This window comes from Bacillus sp. MSP13 (assembly GCF_000815295.1).
Taxonomy (GTDB): Bacteria; Bacillota; Bacilli; order Bacillales; family Bacillaceae; genus Bacillus; species Bacillus vallismortis.
The window spans coordinates 198,952-220,669 of the sequence record NZ_JXAQ01000010.1 but is presented as its reverse complement, the minus strand read 5'-3'; the positions used below and the strand labels follow the sequence as shown (position 1 = coordinate 220,669).

The window sequence follows — 21,718 nt, the reverse complement described above, 5'->3', positions numbered from 1 at the left end:
TTGCGCTTTCTAAAGATAGACGGAAAACCGCCTGTCAAGCTGTCAGGCGGTTATAAACGTTCCAATTGAATTAAGCTTGGTTTGAAGAACCAAATTCACGCATTTTACCGATAACTGTTTCTTTAATCGCTTCACGAGCAGGTCCAAGATATTTACGAGGATCGTATTCGTTAGGCTTAGCTGCCAAAGTATCGCGAACAGCTTTTGCAGAAGAAATTTGGTTTTCAGTATTTACGTTGATTTTAGCTGTACCAAGTGAAATTGATTTTTTAATGTCAGCAGTCGGAATTCCAGTACCGCCGTGGAGAACTAATGGAAGGCCAGTTGTTTTACCGATATCTTCCATTTCCTTGAAACCAAGGTTTGGTTCGCCTTTGTAAGGGCCGTGAACAGAACCTAATGCTGGTGCAAGGCAGTCGATGCCAGTGCGCTCAACAAGCTCTTGGCACTCTTTAGGGTCAGCGTAGATTACGCCTTCAGCGATAACATCATCTTCTTGTCCGCCGACTGTTCCAAGCTCAGCTTCTACAGATACTCCGTGGAAATGAGCAAGCTCAACAACTTTAGAAGTTGTTGCGATGTTTTCTTCAAATGGATGGTGAGAAGCGTCGATCATGACAGATGTGAAACCTGCATGAATCGCTTTCGCACAAGATTCAAAGCTTGAACCATGGTCTAAGTGAATCGCAACAGGAACTGTCACGTTGTAATCTTCCATAAGTGCTTTCACCATAGCAACGACTGTTTTGAAGCCGCCCATGTAGCGTCCCGCACCTTCAGAAACACCAAGGATCACTGGAGATTTTTCTTCTTCAGCTGCTTGTAAAATCGCTTGAGTAAACTCAAGGTTGTTTAAGTTGAATTGTCCTACTGCATAACCTTTTTCTTTAGCTGTATTCAACATTTCTGTCATAGAAACTAAAGGCATGTCGAATGTCCTCCTTATGTAGCCTGATTGTCTTCTAGCGAAAAAAGCTTTCCACCCTAGCATGACCCATATATTGCTGTCATATGTAAATACTCAGATCGCTTTTTCTCCATAACTAGAATACCAACTTTTCGACAAATGGGCAACACAATGACATCATACATTTGTATCTTCTTTGTTAATTAGACTTCAGGGGCAGATATTTTTTCACGGCTTCTCTGATTTCATCGATATCAAAAGGCTTCGCAAAGTGCGTCAGAGCGCCCAGTTCTTTTGATTCCTGGATCATGTCGAGCTCTCCGTATGCCGTCATAATGATCACCCGGATGTCTTCGTCAATGACCTTCATCCGTTTTAAGATTTCAATTCCGTCCATGCCGGGAATTTTCATGTCCAGAAGCACAAGGTCGGGCCGTTCTTTTGTCACGATGTCAAGCGCCTGCAAGCCGTTTGCAGCCTGGAATGTCTGGTAGCCTTCTTTATTGAACACTTCGTTAAGCAAAATACGTATGCCGTATTGATCATCAACGATTAAAATTTTTTCATTCATCATTTTACACCCCAATATTATGATTTTCGTCAAAAGTAAGCAGTAGTGTATGTATTCTGTTTGATTTTCCTATTTCCTTTAATTATAATAGTCTACTTTACGACATTTTCTGAGCATTTTCTCTTTTGTTGTATACTGATATTGTACGTTATAAAGGAGGATTCACTTATGTTGAAAATATTCACGACACAGTTAACAGGTATTTTTTCCCGCATTCAGGATAAGGAATCTGACGCGATTGAAGATGGGGCGCGGCTGCTTGCCCAAGCGGTGGTCAGCGGGCATACCATATATATATACGGAGCAAATGAGCTTCAGGGCGTCTTATACGAGGCTGCCGAAAGCACAGAACCGCTGCCTTCCGTCAAACCTTTTCCAAAAAGTGCTGATGAAGTGACAGAAAGCGACAGGGTGCTGATGTTTTGCTCAGGGACGGGCACAGCCGAAGAGCAGGCGCTCGCGAAAGAACTTTATGAAAAGGGTGCGGGAGTCGTATGCGTATCGCCGGCAGCCAAAGACAGTGCGGGAATGGAACCATATTGCGATGTGCATATTGATTCCAAATTAAAAATGCCGCTCGTTCCCGATGAAGACGGCACCCGTTACGGATTTCCCTCTTTAATGACAGCACTGTATGTCTACCATGCTTTATCGTTTACATTAAAAGAAATTCTGCAAGAGTATGCATAATATCTTATTGTACATGCTGTATGTTGCCGGAAACAAATAAAAAAGACTTGCCCGCTTTTGATAAAAACGGCAAGTCTTTTTTATTACTTTTGATTTGCAGCTTCGACAGACGCTCCGATAAAGCCTTTGAATAGAGGCTGAGGTCTTGTCGGTCTTGACTTGAATTCCGGGTGGAACTGAGAAGCCACGAACCAAGGGTGGTCTTTCAGCTCGATGATTTCAACAAGGCGTCCGTCAGGGCTTGTGCCTGAGAATACGAAGCCTTGGTCTTCCATTTGCTGTCTGAATTCGTTGTTGAATTCATAGCGGTGGCGGTGGCGCTCGTACACCACTTCATCCTGGTACACTTCAAAGGCTTTTGTGCCTTCTTCAAGCTTACAAGGGTAAAGGCCGAGGCGAAGCGTTCCGCCGAGGTCCTCAACATCCTTCTGTTCAGGAAGAAGGTCGATGATCGGGTATTGAGTTGACGGATCAATTTCGGCTGAGTGGGCGCCTTTTAAGCCCAATACGTGCCGTGCGTATTCAATAGATGCAACCTGCATGCCAAGGCAAATGCCCAAGAACGGAATGTTGTTTTCGCGCGCGTATTTTGTTGCGACGATTTTGCCTTCAACACCGCGGTCTCCGAATCCGCCCGGTACGATGATGCCGTCCGTTCCGTTCGTAAGCTCTTGAATGTTGCTTTCTGTTACTTCTTCCGCGTTGATCCATTTCACTTTTACATCTGTGTCGAACGCATAACCCGCATGGCGGAGTGATTCAACGACAGAGATGTACGCGTCAGGAAGCTCAACGTATTTCCCGACAAGTCCGATCGTGATCGTTTGAGACAGATTGCTGACCTTGTTAACAAGCTCTTTCCACTCGGACATTTCCGCCTCTTTGCATTCCAATTGCATGTGATCGCAAACAAGCTTATCCAGCCCTTGTTTTTGAAGCTCAAGCGGAATGGAGTAGAGGTTGTCCGCATCTTCACATTCAATAACGGCTTTTGTATCTATATCGCAGAATAGCGCGATTTTATCTTTCATATCTTGAGAAATCGGCATTTCTGTACGAACAACGATGATGTTTGGCTGAATGCCCAAGCTGCGCAGTTCTTTTACACTGTGCTGTGTCGGTTTTGTTTTCAATTCTCCCGCGGCTTTAATGTAAGGCACAAGCGTGCAGTGGATGTACATGACATTTTCACGGCCGATGTCGCTCTTCATTTGGCGAATGGCTTCAAGGAATGGCAGTGATTCGATATCCCCGACAGTACCGCCGATTTCCGTAATCACGACATCTGCGTTTGTTTCTTTCCCCGCGCGGTACACACGGTCCTTCAGTTCGTTTGTGATGTGCGGGATGACCTGTACCGTTCCGCCAAGATAGTCACCGCGTCGTTCTTTTTTAAGAACTGTTGAATAAATTTTACCTGTAGTCACGTTGCTGAATTTATTCAGGTTGATATCGATAAAACGCTCATAGTGACCAAGGTCCAAATCTGTTTCAGCGCCGTCATCCGTTACGAATACTTCACCGTGCTGGTACGGGCTCATGGTTCCCGGGTCGACGTTGATGTATGGATCGAATTTTTGAATTGTCACGTTCATTCCGCGGTTTTTCAGCAAACGTCCTAATGAAGCAGCTACAATACCCTTTCCAAGTGAGGATACAACTCCCCCGGTTACAAAAATATATTTCGTCATTTCGTTTGCTCCTCTCTTCGCTCTTAGCTACATGTTTAAAATGTACTGTTTTATAGAAAATCATTTAGCCTTTTAAATGATTTATTAAGAAAAATGAGGGGTGAAAATAAGAAAGCTCCCTTTCAATTTCTTGAAAGGGAGCAAAACGCACTATGTTCTCTCTTCGTTTTTGAAGAGCCCAAAATACATACTACATAGTTCGACTTTGAAAGTCAAGATTGTTTTAAAGATGATCTTTTACGATTTGATTTCCTCTTCATCTTCATCATAGTCGTCATCTTCATCTTCATCAATCAGATCTTCTTCGATCTCAAGTTTATCGTCGTCTTCGTCAATATCTTCATCATCAAAATCGCCGGTATCAAGATCAAGTTGTTCCTCGACTTCATCCAAATCAATGTCGTCTTCATCGATCTCTTCAAACTCGTCAAGATCAAGATCTTCTTCGACTGCTTTCTTCGCTTTTTTCTTTTTCGCTTTAACTGTCGGCTGAGTTTCTTCATCAAGCTGATCATACGGATACCAGCTGCGAAGCCCCCAAGTCTGGTCAGAAAGCGCCAGGAAGCGGCCGTCAATGTTTAAATCTGTATAAAATTGAGCGATGCGGTCTCCAAGCTCTTCTTTTGTCACACCGAGCAAAGATGCAATTTCATTTAAAAGCTCCTGAAAAGGAACTGGTTTTTTATGATCTTCAAATAATTCGTGAGCGATTTCCACTAAAGCCATTTCCTTTAGCTCTTCCTGTGAATATTGTTTGATACCCAAGGTCGGACACTCCCTTTCTATTACTTATATGTATCTGTTTTATCAATAATGAAAGCGATTTTGTATCGTTCTTATACAAACCATACCTCTCATTATAAACAAAATAAAACAGAATATGCTACCCTTAACAGCGTTAATTTAAATAATTTTACAAGAGTGGTCCGACTGATAGATATTTTGCGTCAATCCGCGAGCATTCTGGAGATGACAAGTCTTTGAATTTCTTGAGTGCCTTCATAGATTTGCGTGATCTTCGCATCACGCATATAGCGTTCAACCGGATAATCCTTTGTATAGCCGTAGCCGCCAAAAATCTGCACGGCTTCGGTCGTCACCTTCATCGCCGTATCCCCCGCCAGCAGTTTGGACATGGCGGAAGCTTTTCCATATGGAAGGCCTGATGATTCCAGCCATGCCGCCTGATAGGTCAATAGCCTTGAAGCTTCTATCATTGTAGCCATATCCGCGAGTTTAAATGCGATGCCCTGCTGATCGGCGATCGATTTTCCGAATTGTTTTCTTTCTTTTGCGTACTGAAGCGCGGCATCAAGCGCCCCCTGAGCGATGCCCACGGCTTGGGCGGCAATGCCGTTTCTGCCTCCATCAAGCGTCTTCATCGCGATTTTGAAGCCTTCCCCTTCTTCTCCGAGACGGTTCGCCGCGGGAACAACACAATCTTCGAACGTGATTTCTGTTGTGGGAGACGAGCGGATGCCCATCTTCTTTTCTTTCTTGCCTGCAGAAAATCCTTCGAAATCCTTTTCTACAATAAAAGCGGAAATGCCTTTTTTCTTTTTCTCGGGATCCGTGACTGCAAAAACAAGGTACATATCCGCAACGCCGCCGTTTGTGATAAACACTTTGGCGCCATTTAACACATAGTCATCACCGATTCGTTCAGCAGACGTTTTCATGCCGCCGGCGTCAGAGCCGGACCCCGCTTCCGTCAAAGCGAAAGCGCCGATTTTCTCCCCGAGGGCCAGCTGTGTTAAGTGCTCTGCCTTCTGTTCTTCCGTCCCATAGGCAAACAGCGGACAGCTGCATAGAGAGATATGGGCGGAAAGCGTCACACCGGTGGAGGCGCACACTTTCGAAAGCTCCTCCACCGCAATGACATAGGCCAGATAGTCACTTCCGATTCCTCCGTATTCTTCTGGCCACGGAATTCCCGTCAGCCCTACATGCGCCATCTCCCGAAACAGTTTGCGGTCGAATCGTTCTTGTTCGTCTCGTTCTGCGGCTGACGGGGCCACCTCATGCTTTGCAAAGTCGCGCACCAATTTCCGTATCATCTCGTGTTCTTCTGACAATGAAAAATTCATGGCTTCTCCCCCATTTTCATACAGCGCCTAAGACAGATTGAGCCAGAAGCTCGGCAACATCATACGTTTTGACCCGGTCCTCGGCTTCTTTTGCCTTTGTGCCGTCCCCAAGCATTGTGAGACAGTAAGGACAGCCCGAGCTGATCACCGATGGGTTGACCGCAAGCGCTTGCTCTGTCCGCGCGACGTTAATCCTGTTTCCTGTTTCTTCCTCCATCCACATTAACCCTCCGCCGGCGCCGCAGCACATGCCGGTTTCCCTGTTTCTCTCCATTTCAATCAGCTGCACGCCCGGAATGGCTTTCAAAATCTCTCTCGGCGGATCATAGACTTCGTTGTACCGGCCCAAGTAGCATGAATCGTGGAAGGTAATCGCCTCTTGAAGCGGGTGTTGCGGCTTTAATTTTCCGTTCTTCACCAGCTCAGCCAGCACTTCTGTATGGTGATAAACCTCGGCTTCAAAGCCGAAATCAGGATACTCGTTTTTAAATAAATTGTATGCGTGCGGGTCGATCGTCACGATTTTTTTAATATGATTTTTTTCAAATTCAGCAATATTCTTTTCAGCCAGCTCTTGGAATAAAAACTCATTTCCTAAGCGGCGCGGCGTGTCCCCTGAATTTTTTTCTTTATTGCCAAGGATCGCGAAGGACACACCCGCGTGATTGAGCAGCTTGGCAAAGGAGATTGCGATTTTCTGGCTTCTGTTGTCGTAAGACCCCATCGAACCGACCCAGAAAAGGTACTCAAATTCTTTTCCCTCTTTTTTCAATTCTTTTACGGTCGGAATTTCTGTATTCGGCGCCGCGTCACGCCAATTCTCACGTTCCTTGCGGTTGAGGCCCCACGGATTTCCCTGCCGCTCGATACTTGTCATGGCGCGCTGTGCGTCACTGTCCATTTTTCCTTCTGTCAGCACGAGGTAGCGGCGGAGATCGATGATTTTATCCACGTGCTCGTTCATGACCGGGCATTGATCCTCACAGTTTCGGCAAGTGGTGCACGCCCAAATTTCTTCCTCGGTGATGACATCGCCAATCAAGCTCAGCTCGTCATCCAGCGCGGCAGCGGCTTCCTGCGATCCGCTTCCTGATGAAGCCGCCGCCAGCTGATTGCCTCTCGTATGACGGAACGCTGCCGCGGGCACCCAAGGCGAGCGTGAAGTGACGGCGGCTCCTTTTTCTGTGAGATGATCTCTGAGACGCAAAATCAAGTCCATCGGCGACAGCATTTTTCCGGTGCCTGTTGCCGGACACATATTGGTGCAGCGGCCGCACTCAACACACGCGTACAGATCAAGCAGCTGAGACTGCTTGAAATCTTCAATTTTCCCCGCACCGTAGCTTTCTTTCGTTTCATCGGTAAAATCGATTTTTTCAAGCTTTCCGGCCGCTTCCATTCTATTGAAAAAGACATTGGCAGGGCCTGCGATGAGATGGGCATGCTTTGACTGCGGCACGTATACCAAAAAGCTCAGCAAAAAGAGAAGATGCACCCACCATGCGATATAGAAAATCACCATCGCGCCCGTTTTTCCGACTCCGCCAAACAAAAACGCGATACCTGAGGCAATCGGCTCGCTCCAAGAAAGCCCATGATCATGCCAGATGAGATTCATTCCGTTTCCCAGCAGTACCGTCAGCATTAATCCTCCGATAAAAATGAGAACAAGCCCTGCTTTGAAGCCGCGTTTCAGCCTGACGAGCTTTTCAATATAACGTCTGTAGAATGCCCAAGCCACAGCGATTAAAATGAGAAACGTAACAATTTCCTGAAAAAAGGTGAAGGCGGGATAAACAGGGCCAAGCGGCAGATTCCGGCCAGGAGCCAGTCCCTTGATGATAAAGTCGATTGCTCCGAACTGAACCAATATAAACCCGTAGAAAAACATGACATGAATGATTCCGCTCTTCTTGTCCTTCAGCAGTTTTTTCTGTCCGAATACATTCACCCATATGGCGCGAAGCCGTTCCTTGATCCTTTGATCAAATTGTTCTTTTTGGCCGAGTCTGATATAGGCCAGTCTCGTTTTGATCAAATAGACAAACAAATAGACAGCGTAAGCGGTTACAATCAGAAATAACAATGCGTTTGCGATGAGAAAGCCGCTCATTCCAATTCCCCCTTTTTACTGATAAAGACCGCGATCCCCTACCCTCGAATCTGTATAAGATTATCTTTATGATAAATAATGAATGAGTGTTCAGTCAATAATTAAATTCCTGCTGTTAGGGCACACTACCTTTACTACAAGAAAGGAGTGCCGGGATGAAGATATTTTTCGCGATTCTTATCATCGTCATTATACTATTGGCTTTCATACTGCTTGATATCTTCATGGGGCGTGCCGTTTACAAAAAAAACGCGTACGAACCTGTTTTTTCAAAAAAGAAAAGTAATATCGAACTGATCCACTGCGGCGCTGATCTTGTGGAACGGATGATGAAAGATATCAGCCAGGCAGCTTCCTCTGTTCACGTGATGTTTTTCATTATGAAAAACGATGAGGTCAGCCACAATATGTTTACGCTGCTGAAAACAAAAGCACAAGCCGGTGTTTCTGTTTATTTGCTGCTGGATTGGTCGGGATGCCAAAAAATTAAACAACCGGCACTGGAAACGATGAAAAATGCCGGGGTTCATGTGCATTTTCTGAATAAGCCCCGTTTTCCTTTTTTCTTTTTTCATATGCAAAAACGGAATCACCGGAAAATCGCTGTGATCGACGGGAAAATCGGTTATATCGGCGGATTTAACATCGGTGAGGAATACCTTGGAAAGAAGGCGAAGTTCGGCAATTGGGAGGATTATCATCTGCGCATGAAGGGAGAAGGCGTGCATGATCTTCAAACGCTTTTTGCATCCGATCTGAAACGAAATACCGGAATTGAACTTGGCACGGATGTTTGGCCAGAGCTTCCGCAAGGGAATATCTCTCATAAGATTTATGCGACTGACGGTTATTCTCTTGAAAAAACGTATTTGGCAAATATCGCGCAGGCAAAAGAACGCATTACGATTTGCACGCCTTATTATATTCCGACAAAACCGCTTCAGCAGGCCTTGGTCAAAGCAAGAAAAAACGGTGTAGCCGTTACGATCATCGTGCCGATGAAATCAGATCATCCGCTGGTCCGGGAAGCAGCTTATACCTATTATTCGGAACTCTTAGATGCCGGCTGTCTGATCTATCGTTTTTACCAGGGGTTTTATCATGTGAAAGCCCTGATCATAGACGATCATTTCAGCATCATCGGAACCGCCAATTTTGATCAGCGAAGCTTTTTTTTAAATGAAGAAGTGAATATCGAAATTGATAATGAAGCATTTACAAAAGATGTCTATGCCACGATTGAAGAGGATATGAAAAGGTCAGAGCTGCTGACAAAGGACAACTTCAAAAAGCGCACGTTCAGGCAGCGCCCGGCGGAATGGCTTGGCCGAGCATTATCTTATTTTTTATAAAGGAGAATTCCTATGATTTTCAGATTCGGGTTCGTTTCAAACGCGATGAGCCTTTGGGAGGCGTCTCCCGCTAAAACACTGACATTCGCGCGTTATTCAAAGCTATCAAAGGATGAAAGAAAAGAAGCGCTGTTAACTGTGACAAAAGCCAATTTGCACAATACACTCAGAACCCTTCACTATATCATCGGCCACGGCATTCCTTTGTACCGTTTTTCCAGCTCGATTGTGCCGCTGGCCACGCATCCCGAAGTCATGTGGGATTTTGTGACGCCTTTTCAAAAGGAGTTTCGGGAGATCGGGGAGCTTGTCAAAACACATCATCTGAGAACAAGCTTCCATCCAAACCAATTCACTCTGTTCACGAGCCCGAAGGAAACCGTCACAAAAAATGCGGTAACCGATATGGCGTATCACTATCGCATGCTTGAAGCTATGGGCATTGTTGATCGCTCCGTAATCAACATTCATATTGGCGGCGCTTACGGAGATAAAGACACCGCCACTGCTCAATTCCATCAAAATATAAAGAAACTGCCGCAGGAGATCAAACAGCGGATGACGCTGGAAAACGATGATAAAACCTATACGACAGAAGAAACGCTTCAGGTCTGTGAACAAGAGGATGTTCCGTTTGTCTTTGACTTTCATCATTTCTACGCCAATCCAGATGATCACGCCGACCTGAATGAAGCACTGCCCCGGATGATCAAAACGTGGGAGCGAATTGGGCTGCAGCCGAAGGTTCATCTGTCTTCCCCAAAATCGGAGCAGGCCATACGCAGCCATGCCGATTATGTTGACGCCAACTTTTTGCTGCCGCTGTTGGAACGCTTCAGGCAATGGGGGACCAATATTGATTTCATGATTGAAGCAAAGCAGAAAGACAAAGCGCTTCTCCGCCTGATGGATGAATTAAGCTCCATTCGCGGCGTCAAACGCATCGGCGGCGGCACGCTGCAATGGAAATCATAAATGCGCATCATCAGGTTTAAGACTCGTCCGCTCTGGGAACATACGCTATATAAGATAACAATGATGGAGGAGAAAGAACATGAAAAACATCAAGTCTCTAAAAGTAGCCGCACAGGCATTTACTTTAAGAAATTTGATTCATCTTTATAAAATGTGCCATTCCGGCAGCCACGAGGTCTATATTTATTCGAAGAAAACAATGTGCAAAATCAAAAACTTAATTGAGCTTGAGACGTTCCGCATGGCTCATGATGAGAAAGAATATCTCATTGTAGTGGAGGGCACAAAAGCGTCCCAACTGGTAGAAAAGTTTCAAAATATCATTGAGCCTGCTGAAAAAGAAGCGCTCTGACTTACATATAAAAAGGATAGACATGTTGTCTATCCTTTTTCTTATGGTAGCTGAACTGTCTGGCCAAATCGTTTCCGCCCTTTAAACCGCAACTTTTTTTCATATGTTAACTCGTAAAACAGCGGGATGCCTAGACTGGAATAATATTTTCTAACCTCCTATTGCTGCACCATTTCTCCGAATTGCGCCTGATGCAGCCTGCTATAAAGACCGCCGGCTTCAATCAGGTCATGATGGCGCCCTTGCTCTTCTATCCCGTTCTTTGTGACAACCACAATTCTGTCCGCGTCTTTGATCGTCGCCAGCCTGTGGGCGATGACGAGCGTCGTGCGCCCTTCGGATAATTCTTGAAGCGCCTTTTGGATCGCCGCTTCTGTTTCTGTATCAAGAGCCGAGGTCGCTTCGTCGAGGATCAGGATCGACGGATTTTTCAAGAACATCCGCGCAATGGACAAGCGCTGCTTTTGTCCGCCGGAAAGCTTCACGCCGCGTTCGCCGATGATGGTATCCAGCCCATCCGGCATGTGATGGACGAGCTCTTCCAGATGCGCTTGCTTCACAGCCTGCCAAATGTCTTCTTCTGATGCGTCTAATCGCCCGTAGGCGATATTTTCTCTAAGCGTGCCCGAGAACAAGAAAACGTCCTGCTGTACGACGCCAATCTGCCCCCGCAGCGAAGACAGCGTCATGTCTTTACTATTGACGCCGTCGATCGTAATGTCGCCCCCTGATGCTTCATAAAAGCGCGGTAGCAAACTGCAAAGCGTTGATTTCCCCGCGCCTGACGGACCGACGAACGCAACTGTTTCCCCCGCTTGAATGGATAAGTTGATGTCATTGAGGACATTGTGTTGGTCATCATAGCCAAACGAAACATGTTCATAGCGGATGTTGCCCTTCAGGCCGGAAACGTCTTTCGCATCAGGGGAATCCTGAATATCCGGCTCTGTCTCCATCAGTTCCATATAGCTTTTGAAACCGGCGATTCCCCTTGGATACATTTCGATAATGGCGTTAATTTTGTCAATAGGCCTGAACAGCACGTTCGTCAAGAGTACAAACGCCACGAATTCCCCGTACGATAAGGAGCCGCGAATGACAAACCACGTTCCGCACAAAAGCACAAACAGCGTGACAAACCGAGTCAGCATGTAGCTGATTGAGCCGTTTTTCGCCATGATTTTGTATGAGGAAAGCTTCGTGATACGGAAACGCTGATTGTTGACGTCGAAGCGTTCTTTTTCAAACGCTTCATTGCCGAACGCCTGCACGAGCCGGATGCCGCCGATATTATTTTCTACACGCGCGCTGAAGTCTCCGATATCTTTGTTCAGCGTGGTAAATGCTTTGGTCATTTTTTTGTTGAAATAAAGCGCTAGCCAAATGACAATCGGCATGATGATAAACGTGAGTAATGCCAGCTGCCAATTAATAAACAGCATCACCCCGAACGCCCCCAGAATGGTCATGATGGCAATGAATAAATCCTCCGGTCCGTGATGGGCAACTTCGCCGATATACATTAAATCGTTCGTCAGCTTCGACATGAGCGTTCCCGTCTTGTTGTTGTCGTAAAATTTGAACGAGAGCTTTTGTAAATGGTCAAAAAGCGACTTTCTCATATCGGTTTCAATATTGATCCCGAGCATATGCCCCCAGTATGTCACGATATACTGGAGCGCCGAGCTGAGCGCGTACACCGCAAATAAACCAAGTGAGGTCGCGATAATCAGCCCCCAGTCCCTGCCCGGAAGCAAGGTATCAATAAAATAATTGACGATCAAAGGAAAGCTCAACTCCATTAAGCCTCCCGCGATCGCCGAGAAAAAATCAAGAAAGAACAACGTTTTATATGGTTTATAATACGCAAAAAATTGCCGCAGCACCCTATTTTCCCCCAATGCATAAATAACTGATCACTTTTCTCAAAATTATACTATAGACTGGCTGTTTTGAAAGGACATATTTTCTGTTTTCTATAGAACACCTGAAAATAGACGGGCAAAGGATTCTTTTGTCCGGTCGGCCACTCCCCTTTTATAAAAACCGACAGGGCTGAGCTTTTCACTGTCCAGCATATCCTCTTCGAAATGGTCTTCAAGGGTGCGGATCGCTTCGGCATCCGTAAAAAACATGTTCACTTCAAAGTTGAGCTGGAAGCTGCGCATGTCCATATTCGCCGTGCCGACCGTGGCGAGATCGCCATCAACAATCATGACTTTTTGATGCATGAAGCCTTTTTGGTAAGAGTACACTTCAATGCCCTCAAGGAGCAGCTCCGGGAAATAGGATCTTGACGCGTATTGCGTCAAAAAGCTGTCGTTCTTTTCCGGCACCATGACCCTTACCTCTACGCCTTTTGTCGCCGCTGCTTTCAACGCCGTGCGAATGGACTCATTCGGGACAAAATAGGGCGTGGCGATCCATATTGATTTCTGCGCTGAAGTAATCATTTCATAATATAAGTCGCTCATGCTTTCTTTCGCATCAGGGCCAGTCGCGACAATTTGATATATGCCCCCTCCCTCCACGGGAACCGGCGTATTGTACTCCTTTTGATCTATCAACACTTCATTGGAGACGTATTCCCAATCCAGCATAAAAATGGCATGAAGCGTTTGGACAATTTCTCCTTCCAGCCGCAGGTGAGTGTCTCTCCAAAACCCGATATATGGATCTCTGCTGATATATTCCTTCCCGACATTTAATCCTCCCACAAAACCGATTTTCCCGTCGATGACCACGATTTTCCGGTGATTTCTGAAATTCAGTTTCTGGTTGAAAAATCCGTATTTCAGCGGAGAAAACGGCACAATGTCCACTCCCGCTTGTTTCATTTTCATGATATCTCTTCTTGCCAGCTTGATGCTCCCTGCGGCGTCATATAAAAACCGCACCTCTACGCCTTGACGCGCTTTTTCCACCATAATGTCCATCATGCCGTGGCCGAGCATGTCTGATTTAAACATGTAGTATTCAATATGTATATAAGATTCCGCTTGCCGCATCGCTTCAAAAATATCAGGAAACGTTTCTTCGCCGTTTTTCAGCACTTTCATATCGCTTTTCGTATTGATATTCATATGGGCGGCCCTGATGGAATACGTAAAAAACCTCTCCTGATTGTCCTTCAGGCCTGTCACTTCCGGCGTTTCCTCCATGTGAAACAGCTTCCTGAGCTTTTCCCTGTTGTACATTCGTTTTGTTTTAAACAGCTTTCCCTTCACATAAAGCTGTCCGGAAAACAGATAAAACATGTAGCCGACGATTGGAAAAAAGATGAGAATGTGGATCCATAACAGCGTGTGCTGAGAGGTGCGATTTTCAAGAATTAACGAATAGATGCTGAACAAAATAATGCTGACATAGCAAAGCAATCCTCCGTAAAATTCAAGCCTGGAAACCGGAAAAAACCATATGACATATGCCCCGATGAGCATGATATATAAAAAGAAAAATTCCAGTCTCCTTTTTAGCATTCTCACTCTCTCCAATCTGATTCGATTACCTCCTTATACCTCTTTTCTCTCGTCTGTAAACCTTGCAAAAAAAGCCCCTCCGCACGAGGCGGAAAGGCTTAAGATGAGGCTTCCTTTGATTGCCCGGGTGTGATGTTCCGGAGTAACCCGAGCTTGAGTGAGTAGCTGCTTTTGATTTTATTTTTGAAGAAGCTGACGATCAAACCCGTCACCGCAATCGACACTATGGAGAAGAGGCCTTTTATCAATCCAACGGAGTAAATGCCGGCCAGCACTACGCCAAAATCGAAGATGAAATTAACCGTACCCGGATTCCATCCGTAGCGCTTTTGCAGAAATAAAGCGAGGATATTGGCTCCCCCGAGCGATGCCTGATGATAAAACATGAGCGACAGGCCGAATCCAATCAGCGTTCCGCCGCAAATCGCCCCGCCAAGCGGTGAAAAAGAGACAGACGGCAGCCAGTGATCCGCGATTGTAAACAGAGTCAGCGCAGTGACTGCAAATACAGTGGATAAGGTGAATGTGATGCCCATTCTGATGAGTGAAAAAACATAAAACGGGATATTGACCAGAAAGAAGATCATAGCAAACGAGGAATGAAACAAGTAAGACAGGCTTAGTGACAATCCGGCTGTGCCGCCGGTTAATACGTGAGAATGCCTGAGTGTCAGGACTCCGGCGCTTGTGATAAGACAAGCAGTTAAAATGAGTAAAATCCGCTTCATTCTTCACTCTCCTTGTTAGATGATGTGTTTTCCACATACAAACATAACAGGATACCCGGGCGCCCAGCCATTGCCTTGGCAGATCATATCTCCATCATATTAATTTGATAAAATATCCCCCTCTTGCCAAGGGGGATTTTCACGAGCGTTTCCGATACACGACATAGCTTCGTGTCAGATATTTGAGCGGCAGACTGAATACGTGAACCAATCTCGTAAACGGCCAGAGGATAAAAACGACGTAACCTATGATGATATGAAGCTGAAACCATAGCGGGACATTCTCCATCAAAGAGGCGTCAGGCCTGAACAAAAAGATCTCTCTGAACCACGGTCCGACTGTTGTCCGGTAATCAAATCCTTTCGAATCAATGTTGAGAAATGTGGCGGCAAGGCCCGACAGCAGCATAAACAGCAGCAGAATCAGCGTAAGAATATCCGATGGCGTGCTGGTTTTGCGGATTCTTTTGTCAAACAGCCTTCTGTACGTCAGGATGAAAAGTCCGATACAAGCCGCGATCCCCGCCGGCAGGCCCGCGCCAATCGCCATTTTGTGATACATATGCTCTGAAATGCCAAGGGAAGAATACACGGCTTCCGGGATCAGAATGCCCATGACATGGCCGCCGATCACGCACAGCATGCCCCAGTGAAAAAGGGTGCTGCCCGCCGCAAGTTTTTTCTTTTCTAATAGCTCGCTTGATTTCGCGTTCCAGCCAAATTGGTCATGCTGATAGCGGTAAATATGGCCGCCGATGAAGATCGTCATGACAATGTATGGCATCACACCCCACAGGATCTGCCCGCTCATGGCTGAACAGTCCCTTCAACGCTTTCACGCAAGCCGATACTTTCCAGCGCGGCCAGCAGCACGTGCAGCAGCTCCGCATAGATACTGTCATTTTTTTCGAGGCGGGATGCCAGCTCCCTCACATTGGACAAATAGGTTTCAAACACGCTATTCACAGCTTCGATCTCCGCAACCGCGGCAAATTCCAGCATAAGCGGAAGATAATCAGGCAGCTCTTTGTCTGTCGGCAGGAAACCGGATTGCTGGTACGTGTTTTTTAAATGCAGCAATTCAATCCCGCGTTCCCTTTGCTCGCCTGAGTTGAAATAAGTGACGTACATATTCGTTTTTTTCCCGAAGTCGAATGTATAGACATAGTGTTCAATCAGCGCTGCTTGAGTAAAGTTGGCAGACGCCTCGAAAAAACGCAGCAGCTTCTCCCGGATGTGCTGGTTACTGATTTCATGGATAAGAGCCTTCCAATCGGGAAGCTCGGCCCTCCACTCTTCATCCGGATAGGAAAGAAGAGTGGAGAGAGCGGAGAACGTGATTTGCCTGTCTGTGGTGTTCATCTTGTTACACCTCGTTTATCAAAAATTAGAAACAAGAACCGGGACCGCCTGAAAATGATAAGCCGCAGCTCCCCTGTTCAGCATATAAATCGGACACTTCTTCCCGGTGGCTGCTCGGAATCACAAAACGGTCATCATATTTGGCGATGGCAAGCAGCCGATACATGTCTTCGATTTGTTGTTCTGTTAAGCCGACACTGGAGATCAGTGCCGGGTCGACGGTTTTATTCGTCTGGACCGCTCTCATATACTGGCGCATGACAGACATTTTCTTTAATGTTGACCGAATATGATCCGTATCACCGGCCGTTAACAGCTGTGCCAAATAGTCAATCGGAATTCTCATCTGGTCGATAGCCGGAAAAATATCTTCCGCCGTTTGCTGGCTGCCTTTTCCTTCAAAGAGATTCATAATCGGGCTCAGCGGCGGAATGTACCAAACCATCGGCAGCGTCCGGTACTCAGGATGAAGCGGCAGCGCAATCTTCCAGTCGATGATCATTTTATAGATCGGCGATTGCTGCGCGGCCTCTATCCATTCTGCCGGGATGCCTTGTTCTTTTGCCAGTTTGGCAACTTCAGGGTCATTCGGATCAAGAAAAACGTCCAATTGGGAATGGTAGAGATCCTTTTCATTTTCAACAGATGCCGCTTCCTCCACTTTGTCTGCGTCGTACAGCATGACGCCGAGGTAGCGGATTCTGCCTACACACGTCTCGGAGCAGATGGTCGGCAGCCCCGCCTCCAAGCGCGGAAAGCAGAGGGTGCATTTTTCCGCTTTGTTCGTTTGCCAGTTAAAATAAACCTTTTTATAAGGGCAGGATGAAACGCAATATCTCCATGAACGGCATGCGTTTTGATCCACAAGCACAATGCCGTCTTCCTCGCGTTTGTACATGGCGCCGGACGGGCAGGATGAAACGCACGCCGGGTTGATGCAGTGCTCGCAAATACGCGGCAGATACATCATAAAGACCTCATCGAATTCAGTTTTGATCGATTCCTCCATCTTTTGCACGTTTGGGTCTTCAAGACCTGTAATGTGGCCGCCTGCGAGATCATCCTCCCAGTTCGGCCCCCATTCAATATTCATGAAATCCCCTGTCAAGGACGATTTCGGGCGTGCCACTGGCTGGTGTTTCTTCTGCGGGCTGTTCGTTAATGTTTCATAATCATAGTTCCAAGGTTCATAGTAATCATCAATTGAGGGCTGGTTCGGGTTATAGAAAAGGCCTGCGAGCCGATTTGTTTTCGAGCCGGATTTCAGCTCGAGTTTTCCTTTTTTCAATGTCCAGCCGCCCTTATATTTGTCCTGGTCCTCCCATTGCTTCGGGTAGCCGATGCCCGGCTTTGTTTCTACATTATTGAAGTACATATATTCCGCACCGGCACGGTTTGTCCACGTGTTTTTGCAGGTGACGCTGCACGTGTGGCAGCCGATGCATTTATCCAAGTTCATGACCATTCCGATTTGCGCTTTAATCTTCAAGCCAATCGACCTCCTTCAGCTTACGGATGACGACGTTCAGGTCACGCTGATTCCCCGTTGGACCGTAGTAGTTAAAGCCGTAGCTGAGCTGGGCATAACCCCCGATCATCTGTGTCGGCTTGACATGTATCCTTGTCGGACTGTTATGGGTGCCTCCGCGGTTATTCGTCAGCTTCGTGCCGGGCACGTTGATATGGCGGTCCTGGGCATGGTGCATAAACGCCATCCCTTTAGGAATCCGGTGAGATAAAACCGCTCTCGCGACGACAACACCGTTTCTGTTGAAGCATTCAATCCAATCGTTGTCTTTGATATCCGTGTCCTCCGCATCATCTTTATTCATCCACACGGTCGGCCCTCCGCGGAATAGCGTAAGCATCGGCAAAGAATCAAAATACATGCTGTGGACGGACCATTTATTATGCGGCGTCAAATAATTGAGGACGATTTCTTTGCCCTCTTGATCAGGCCGCTTGCTCAGAAACGGACGGTGCTGGAGGATCGGTTTAAATGTCGCCATCGTTTCACCGAATTCCATCATCAGTTCATGATCGACATAATAAGATTGCCTTCCGGTCAGGGTTCGCCATGGGATTAATTTTTCTACGTTCGTCGTAAACGGCGAGTACCTGCGTCCCCCTTTTTCCGAGCCGGTAAATGCCGGAGAGGTGATGACCGTTTTCGGCTGGGCTGTAATTTGTTCGAACGTAAAGCATTCTTCCTCTCGTTCTTCCGCCAGGTCTTTTAGCTTCAGGTTTGTGATATTTTCAAGCGATTCCCATGCTTTCACGGCGACTTTTCCATTTGAAGTGGACGATAGGGTTAAAATCGCTTCTGCCGCCTGCTTCGCTTCACTTATATTCGGACATCCCTTGGCGACACTGTCCGTTGAGATGTCTCCCAGTCTTTTTTTGAGTGATTCATATTCATCAGCTATCGACCAGCTCATCCCTTTTGTTCCGCTCGGTTTTAATCCGGCATGAGGCCCGAGCGCGGTCATTTTATGAAAAATATGCTTGTAATCCCGTTCAACGACATGGATGTTCGGCATCGTTTTTCCCGGAATGGCTTCACATTCGCCCTTGCTCCAGTCATTGATTTTGCCGAACGGCTGAGCCAATTCCTGCGCGGTGTCATGAAGGAGCGGCGTCGCGACTACTTCTTTCACAGGCTCCATATCGACTTCTTCTGCCAGATCGGAAACGGCTTTCGACAGGGCTTTGAAAATATCCCAGTCTGACTTCGATTCCCACGGAGCCGAGATCGCCGGGGCGAAAGGATGAATAAACGGATGCATATCTGTGCTGCTGAGATCGTGTTTTTCATACCATGTCGCCGCCGGCAGCACGATATCAGAATAAAGTGCCGTACCAGCCATTCGAAAATCAAGATTGATTAACAAGTCGAGCTTTCCTTCCGGCGCTTGCTCCCGCCATTCGATTTCTTCGGGGCGGATGCTGTCGCTGTCGTCATTCATCAAGCCATTCGTCGTCCCCAGCAAATGCTTGAGAAAATACTCATGCCCTTTTCCTGAGCTGGAGATCAGATTTGCCCGCCATACGAAGAGATTTCTTGGGAAATTCACTTCATTGTCGGGATCTTCAATCGCGAATTTCAGCTTTTTCTCTTGAAGCTGTGAGGCCACGTACGCACCAACGTCTTCAGGTGTTGCTGCCCCCGCTTGTTCAGCTTCCTTGTAAAGGTCAATACCGTTTTGATTGAATGTCGGGTAAGACGGAAGCCATCCTAAACGCGCTGCCAGCACATTGTAATCGGCGTGATGCTTATAGCGGGATGACGCAGCGATCGGTGAAGCCAAGTCACTGATCGGCTGGTCCTCATATCGCCACTGGTCTGTCGCAAAGTAGAAAAACGAGGTGCCGTTTTGCAGCTTGGGCACGCCCTCCCAGTCCTTTGCGTTGGCAATCGTCTGCCACCCTTCAGCGGGACGGAGCTTTTCCTGCCCGACATAATGGGCCCAGCCTCCGCCGTTTACGCCTTGGGCGCCTACCAGCAAAACAAGATTTAACACCGCCCGATAAATCGTGTCGGAGTTGAACCAGTGGTTGATCCCCGCCCCTACGATAATCATGGAGCGGCCGTCTGTATCGATCGCATTTTGGGCAAACTCTCTGGCTATCTTAATGACGGCTTCTTTTTTGATTCCTGTCATCTGTTCCTGCCATCCAGGTGTAAACGGCTCAGGATCATCATAAGAGGCAGCTGATTGATCGCCGATGCCCCGGTTTACGCCGTAGTTGGCCAATATTAAGTCAAATACGGTCGTGACACAAACCTCTTCGCCGTTCAGATCCAGTTTTTTAATCGGCAAATCCCGCTCAAGCACTTTGTTGCCGTCATTTGAAAAATAAGGGATACGCACCGTGCCGATTTCGTCCTCTATTCCGAGCACAGAGAGACGGGGTTCTATCGGTTCCCCGGTTTCTTCATCAATCATGTGCAGGTTCCATTTCTGCTGCCCGTCCCAGCGGGAGCCCATTGTCCCTTGCGGTATGGCAAACGCGCCTGTCTGTTCATTCCAGACCGCAGGCTTCCACTGATCATGCTTTGTCTTCCGGCCAATGTCCTTCGCATGCAGAAACCGCCCCGCTGTGTATACGCCATTTTCTTTCGACAGGGTGACGAAGAACGGAAAATCTGTGTATTGCTTCGCATAGTCAATGAAACGTTCCGTCTCTTGGTTCACGTAAAATTCCTGCAAAATGACGTGGCCCATAGCCATCGCAAGCGCTCCGTCAGTCCCTTGGCGGATACTCAGCCAGTCATCCGCAAACTTTGAGGATTCCGCAAAATCCGGACTGATTGAAATAACCTTAGCTCCTTTATAACGGGCCTCAGCCAAAAAATGCGCGTCAGGCGTTCTTGTTAACGGAACGTTGGAGCCCCATGTCATGATATAGCCTGAGTTGTACCAATCACTGCTTTCCGGAACGTCCGTCTGGTCACCCCAGATTTGCGGGGACGCCGGAGGAAGATCCGCATACCAGTCATAAAAACTGAGCATCGGGCCGCCGATTAAAGACATAAACCGGGAGCCTGAGGCATGGCTGATCATGGACATGGCCGGAATCGGAGAAAAACCGACATTCCGGTCAGGCCCGTATTTCATGACGGTATAGAGCAGAGAGGCTGAAATCAGCTTCAGCACCTCCGGCCATTCAGCGCGCACAAAACCGCCCTTCCCTCTTGCCTGTTTATAGGACTTTGCTTTTTCAGGATTTTCAACGATCGATTTCCAAGCATCCAATGGATTTTGATGGGCCTGCAGTGCTTCCCGCCACAAATTGATCAGCACACCGCGCACGTATGGATATTTCACACGGAGCGGGCTGTAAATATACCAAGAAAAACTGGCCCCTCGCGGACAGCCTCTCGGTTCGAAATCAGGCATATCAGGGCCTGTTGATGGATAATTCAAGTTTTGTCCTTCCCATGTGACAATTCCATTTTTCACATAAATATTCCAGCTGCAGGACCCCGTACAGTTGACGCCGTGGGTGGAGCGGACGACTTTGTCGTACTGCCATCTGTTTCTGTATACATTCTCCCAATCGCGATCTTCGCGGGTGGTTTGGCTATGTTGATTTGAATGGTGTTCGATAGGAGAGAAATAGTTTAATCTCCTAAACAACGGACTCATTTTCTTTTTCTTCATGAGCGTTCACTCCTTCCGAGTCAGGTAATGCTAAGTTCACTATAAACAGAGAAAGCGTGTTTCCTTGTGAACTATGTCACACACTTTGTTTTTTTCACAAAATGTTCACATTGAGAAGAAGGAACAGACTTTCACAGGACGTGATGACGGCGGCGTTTAGGCAGGACCTGAGTCATGAACCGCCTTTCATTCAAAGATCAAAAAAACCGGTTCTTTTTAAGAACCGGGCAGATTGTTGACAAAGTC

General features: G+C 46.9%; 16 protein-coding genes and 1 pseudogene. 4 read left to right on the top strand and 13 right to left on the bottom strand.

All coding sequences use genetic code 11. The features are described 5' to 3' along the window. Positions 1–70: 70 nt before the first annotated feature. Both SC79_RS11705 and spo0F read right to left on the bottom strand, forming a co-directional pair. A complete protein-coding gene (locus SC79_RS11705) occupies positions 71–928 on the bottom strand; it encodes a class II fructose-bisphosphate aldolase (protein WP_010328944.1) in 858 nt (285 codons plus the stop codon). A 178-nt stretch (positions 929–1,106) separates the two neighbouring features. Then, on the bottom strand, positions 1,107–1,481 hold the full coding sequence (spo0F, locus tag SC79_RS11700; RefSeq protein ID WP_082022673.1) for a sporulation initiation phosphotransferase Spo0F: 375 nt from the start codon (positions 1,479–1,481) through the stop codon (positions 1,107–1,109). 165 nt (positions 1,482–1,646) lie between these two features. Here spo0F and SC79_RS11695 point away from each other — a divergent pair, with 165 nt between their 5' ends. Beyond that, positions 1,647–2,168: a DUF2529 domain-containing protein gene (locus SC79_RS11695; protein ID WP_039075188.1), complete on the top strand. Its 522-nt coding sequence runs from the start codon at positions 1,647–1,649 to the stop codon at positions 2,166–2,168. 83 nt (positions 2,169–2,251) lie between these two features. Here the strand turns inward: SC79_RS11695 and pyrG are convergent, their stop codons facing one another. The 4 genes and pseudogenes from pyrG to SC79_RS11675 form a co-directional block, all read right to left on the bottom strand. Next, positions 2,252–3,859 (bottom strand): glutamine hydrolyzing CTP synthase, encoded by a 1,608-nt coding sequence (gene pyrG / locus SC79_RS11690; protein WP_039075187.1) that lies wholly within the window; start codon positions 3,857–3,859, stop codon positions 2,252–2,254. Positions 3,860–4,096: 237 nt separating this feature from the next. Then, on the bottom strand, positions 4,097–4,624 hold the full coding sequence (gene rpoE, locus SC79_RS11685; protein WP_039075186.1) for a DNA-directed RNA polymerase subunit delta: 528 nt from the start codon (positions 4,622–4,624) through the stop codon (positions 4,097–4,099). A 182-nt stretch (positions 4,625–4,806) separates the two neighbouring features. Continuing rightward, positions 4,807–5,946, bottom strand: coding sequence for an acyl-CoA dehydrogenase (locus tag SC79_RS11680; protein ID WP_039075185.1), 1,140 nt, complete (start codon positions 5,944–5,946; stop codon positions 4,807–4,809). After that, positions 5,943–8,059: pseudogene (locus SC79_RS11675) on the bottom strand (heterodisulfide reductase-related iron-sulfur binding cluster). The gene SC79_RS11680 and the pseudogene SC79_RS11675 overlap by 4 nt, the downstream one beginning before the upstream one ends. A 155-nt stretch (positions 8,060–8,214) precedes the next feature. Here SC79_RS11675 and cls (SC79_RS11670) point away from each other — a divergent pair. From cls (SC79_RS11670) to SC79_RS11660, 3 genes are all read left to right on the top strand, one after another. After that, positions 8,215–9,411, top strand: a complete 1,197-nt coding sequence (gene cls / locus SC79_RS11670; RefSeq protein WP_039075183.1) for a cardiolipin synthase — start codon at positions 8,215–8,217, stop codon at positions 9,409–9,411. Positions 9,412–9,423: 12 nt separating this feature from the next. Next, positions 9,424–10,386, top strand: a complete 963-nt coding sequence (gene uvsE / locus SC79_RS11665) for a UV DNA damage repair endonuclease UvsE (RefSeq protein WP_039075182.1) — start codon at positions 9,424–9,426, stop codon at positions 10,384–10,386. 79 nt (positions 10,387–10,465) lie between these two features. After that, on the top strand, positions 10,466–10,738 hold the full coding sequence (locus SC79_RS11660) for a hypothetical protein (protein ID WP_010328953.1): 273 nt from the start codon (positions 10,466–10,468) through the stop codon (positions 10,736–10,738). Between the two features lie 158 nt (positions 10,739–10,896). Here SC79_RS11660 and SC79_RS11655 read toward each other — a convergent pair whose 3' ends face one another. From SC79_RS11655 to SC79_RS11625, 7 genes are all read right to left on the bottom strand, one after another. Further along, positions 10,897–12,624 carry an ABC transporter ATP-binding protein gene (locus SC79_RS11655; RefSeq protein ID WP_039075181.1) on the bottom strand — a complete coding sequence of 576 codons (1,728 nt, stop codon included), beginning with the start codon at positions 12,622–12,624 and terminating at the stop codon, positions 10,897–10,899. Positions 12,625–12,714: 90 nt separating this feature from the next. After that, on the bottom strand, positions 12,715–14,217 hold the full coding sequence (gene cls, locus SC79_RS11650) for a cardiolipin synthase (protein WP_039075180.1): 1,503 nt from the start codon (positions 14,215–14,217) through the stop codon (positions 12,715–12,717). A 98-nt stretch (positions 14,218–14,315) separates the two neighbouring features. Next, complete coding sequence (locus SC79_RS11645; RefSeq protein ID WP_039075179.1) at positions 14,316–14,945, bottom strand: YitT family protein; 630 nt, start codon at positions 14,943–14,945, stop codon at positions 14,316–14,318. Between the two features lie 139 nt (positions 14,946–15,084). After that, positions 15,085–15,756: a respiratory nitrate reductase subunit gamma gene (gene narI, locus SC79_RS11640; RefSeq protein WP_039075178.1), complete on the bottom strand. Its 672-nt coding sequence runs from the start codon at positions 15,754–15,756 to the stop codon at positions 15,085–15,087. Next, positions 15,753–16,307, bottom strand: a complete 555-nt coding sequence (gene narJ, locus SC79_RS11635; RefSeq protein ID WP_039075177.1) for a nitrate reductase molybdenum cofactor assembly chaperone — start codon at positions 16,305–16,307, stop codon at positions 15,753–15,755. Before narJ ends, narI begins: the two co-directional genes overlap by 4 nt. A gap of 25 nt (positions 16,308–16,332) precedes the next feature. Next, positions 16,333–17,796 carry a nitrate reductase subunit beta gene (gene narH / locus SC79_RS11630; RefSeq protein ID WP_039075176.1) on the bottom strand — a complete coding sequence of 488 codons (1,464 nt, stop codon included), beginning with the start codon at positions 17,794–17,796 and terminating at the stop codon, positions 16,333–16,335. Further along, the gene (locus tag SC79_RS11625) at positions 17,786–21,472 is read right to left on the bottom strand and encodes a nitrate reductase subunit alpha (RefSeq protein ID WP_039075175.1); all 3,687 of its coding nucleotides are present in this window, start codon (positions 21,470–21,472) and stop codon (positions 17,786–17,788) included. The genes narH and SC79_RS11625 overlap by 11 nt, the downstream gene beginning before the upstream one ends. Positions 21,473–21,718 lie beyond the last annotated feature (246 nt).

Coding starts and splice junctions, on each gene's coding strand:
- SC79_RS11680 (WP_039075185.1), bottom strand. CDS start 5,946: ATGAATTTTTCATTGTCAGAAGAACACGAGATGATACGGAAATTGGTG.
- narJ (WP_039075177.1), bottom strand. CDS start 16,307: ATGAACACCACAGACAGGCAAATCACGTTCTCCGCTCTCTCCACTCTT.
- cls (WP_039075183.1), top strand. CDS start 8,215: ATGAAGATATTTTTCGCGATTCTTATCATCGTCATTATACTATTGGCT.
- SC79_RS11695 (WP_039075188.1), top strand. CDS start 1,647: ATGTTGAAAATATTCACGACACAGTTAACAGGTATTTTTTCCCGCATT.
- cls (WP_039075180.1), bottom strand. CDS start 14,217: ATGCTAAAAAGGAGACTGGAATTTTTCTTTTTATATATCATGCTCATC.
- uvsE (WP_039075182.1), top strand. CDS start 9,424: ATGATTTTCAGATTCGGGTTCGTTTCAAACGCGATGAGCCTTTGGGAG.
- pyrG (WP_039075187.1), bottom strand. CDS start 3,859: ATGACGAAATATATTTTTGTAACCGGGGGAGTTGTATCCTCACTTGGA.
- spo0F (WP_082022673.1), bottom strand. CDS start 1,481: ATGATGAATGAAAAAATTTTAATCGTTGATGATCAATACGGCATACGT.
- SC79_RS11705 (WP_010328944.1), bottom strand. CDS start 928: ATGCCTTTAGTTTCTATGACAGAAATGTTGAATACAGCTAAAGAAAAA.
- SC79_RS11645 (WP_039075179.1), bottom strand. CDS start 14,945: ATGAAGCGGATTTTACTCATTTTAACTGCTTGTCTTATCACAAGCGCC.
- narI (WP_039075178.1), bottom strand. CDS start 15,756: ATGAGCGGGCAGATCCTGTGGGGTGTGATGCCATACATTGTCATGACG.
- SC79_RS11660 (WP_010328953.1), top strand. CDS start 10,466: ATGAAAAACATCAAGTCTCTAAAAGTAGCCGCACAGGCATTTACTTTA.
- SC79_RS11625 (WP_039075175.1), bottom strand. CDS start 21,472: ATGAAGAAAAAGAAAATGAGTCCGTTGTTTAGGAGATTAAACTATTTC.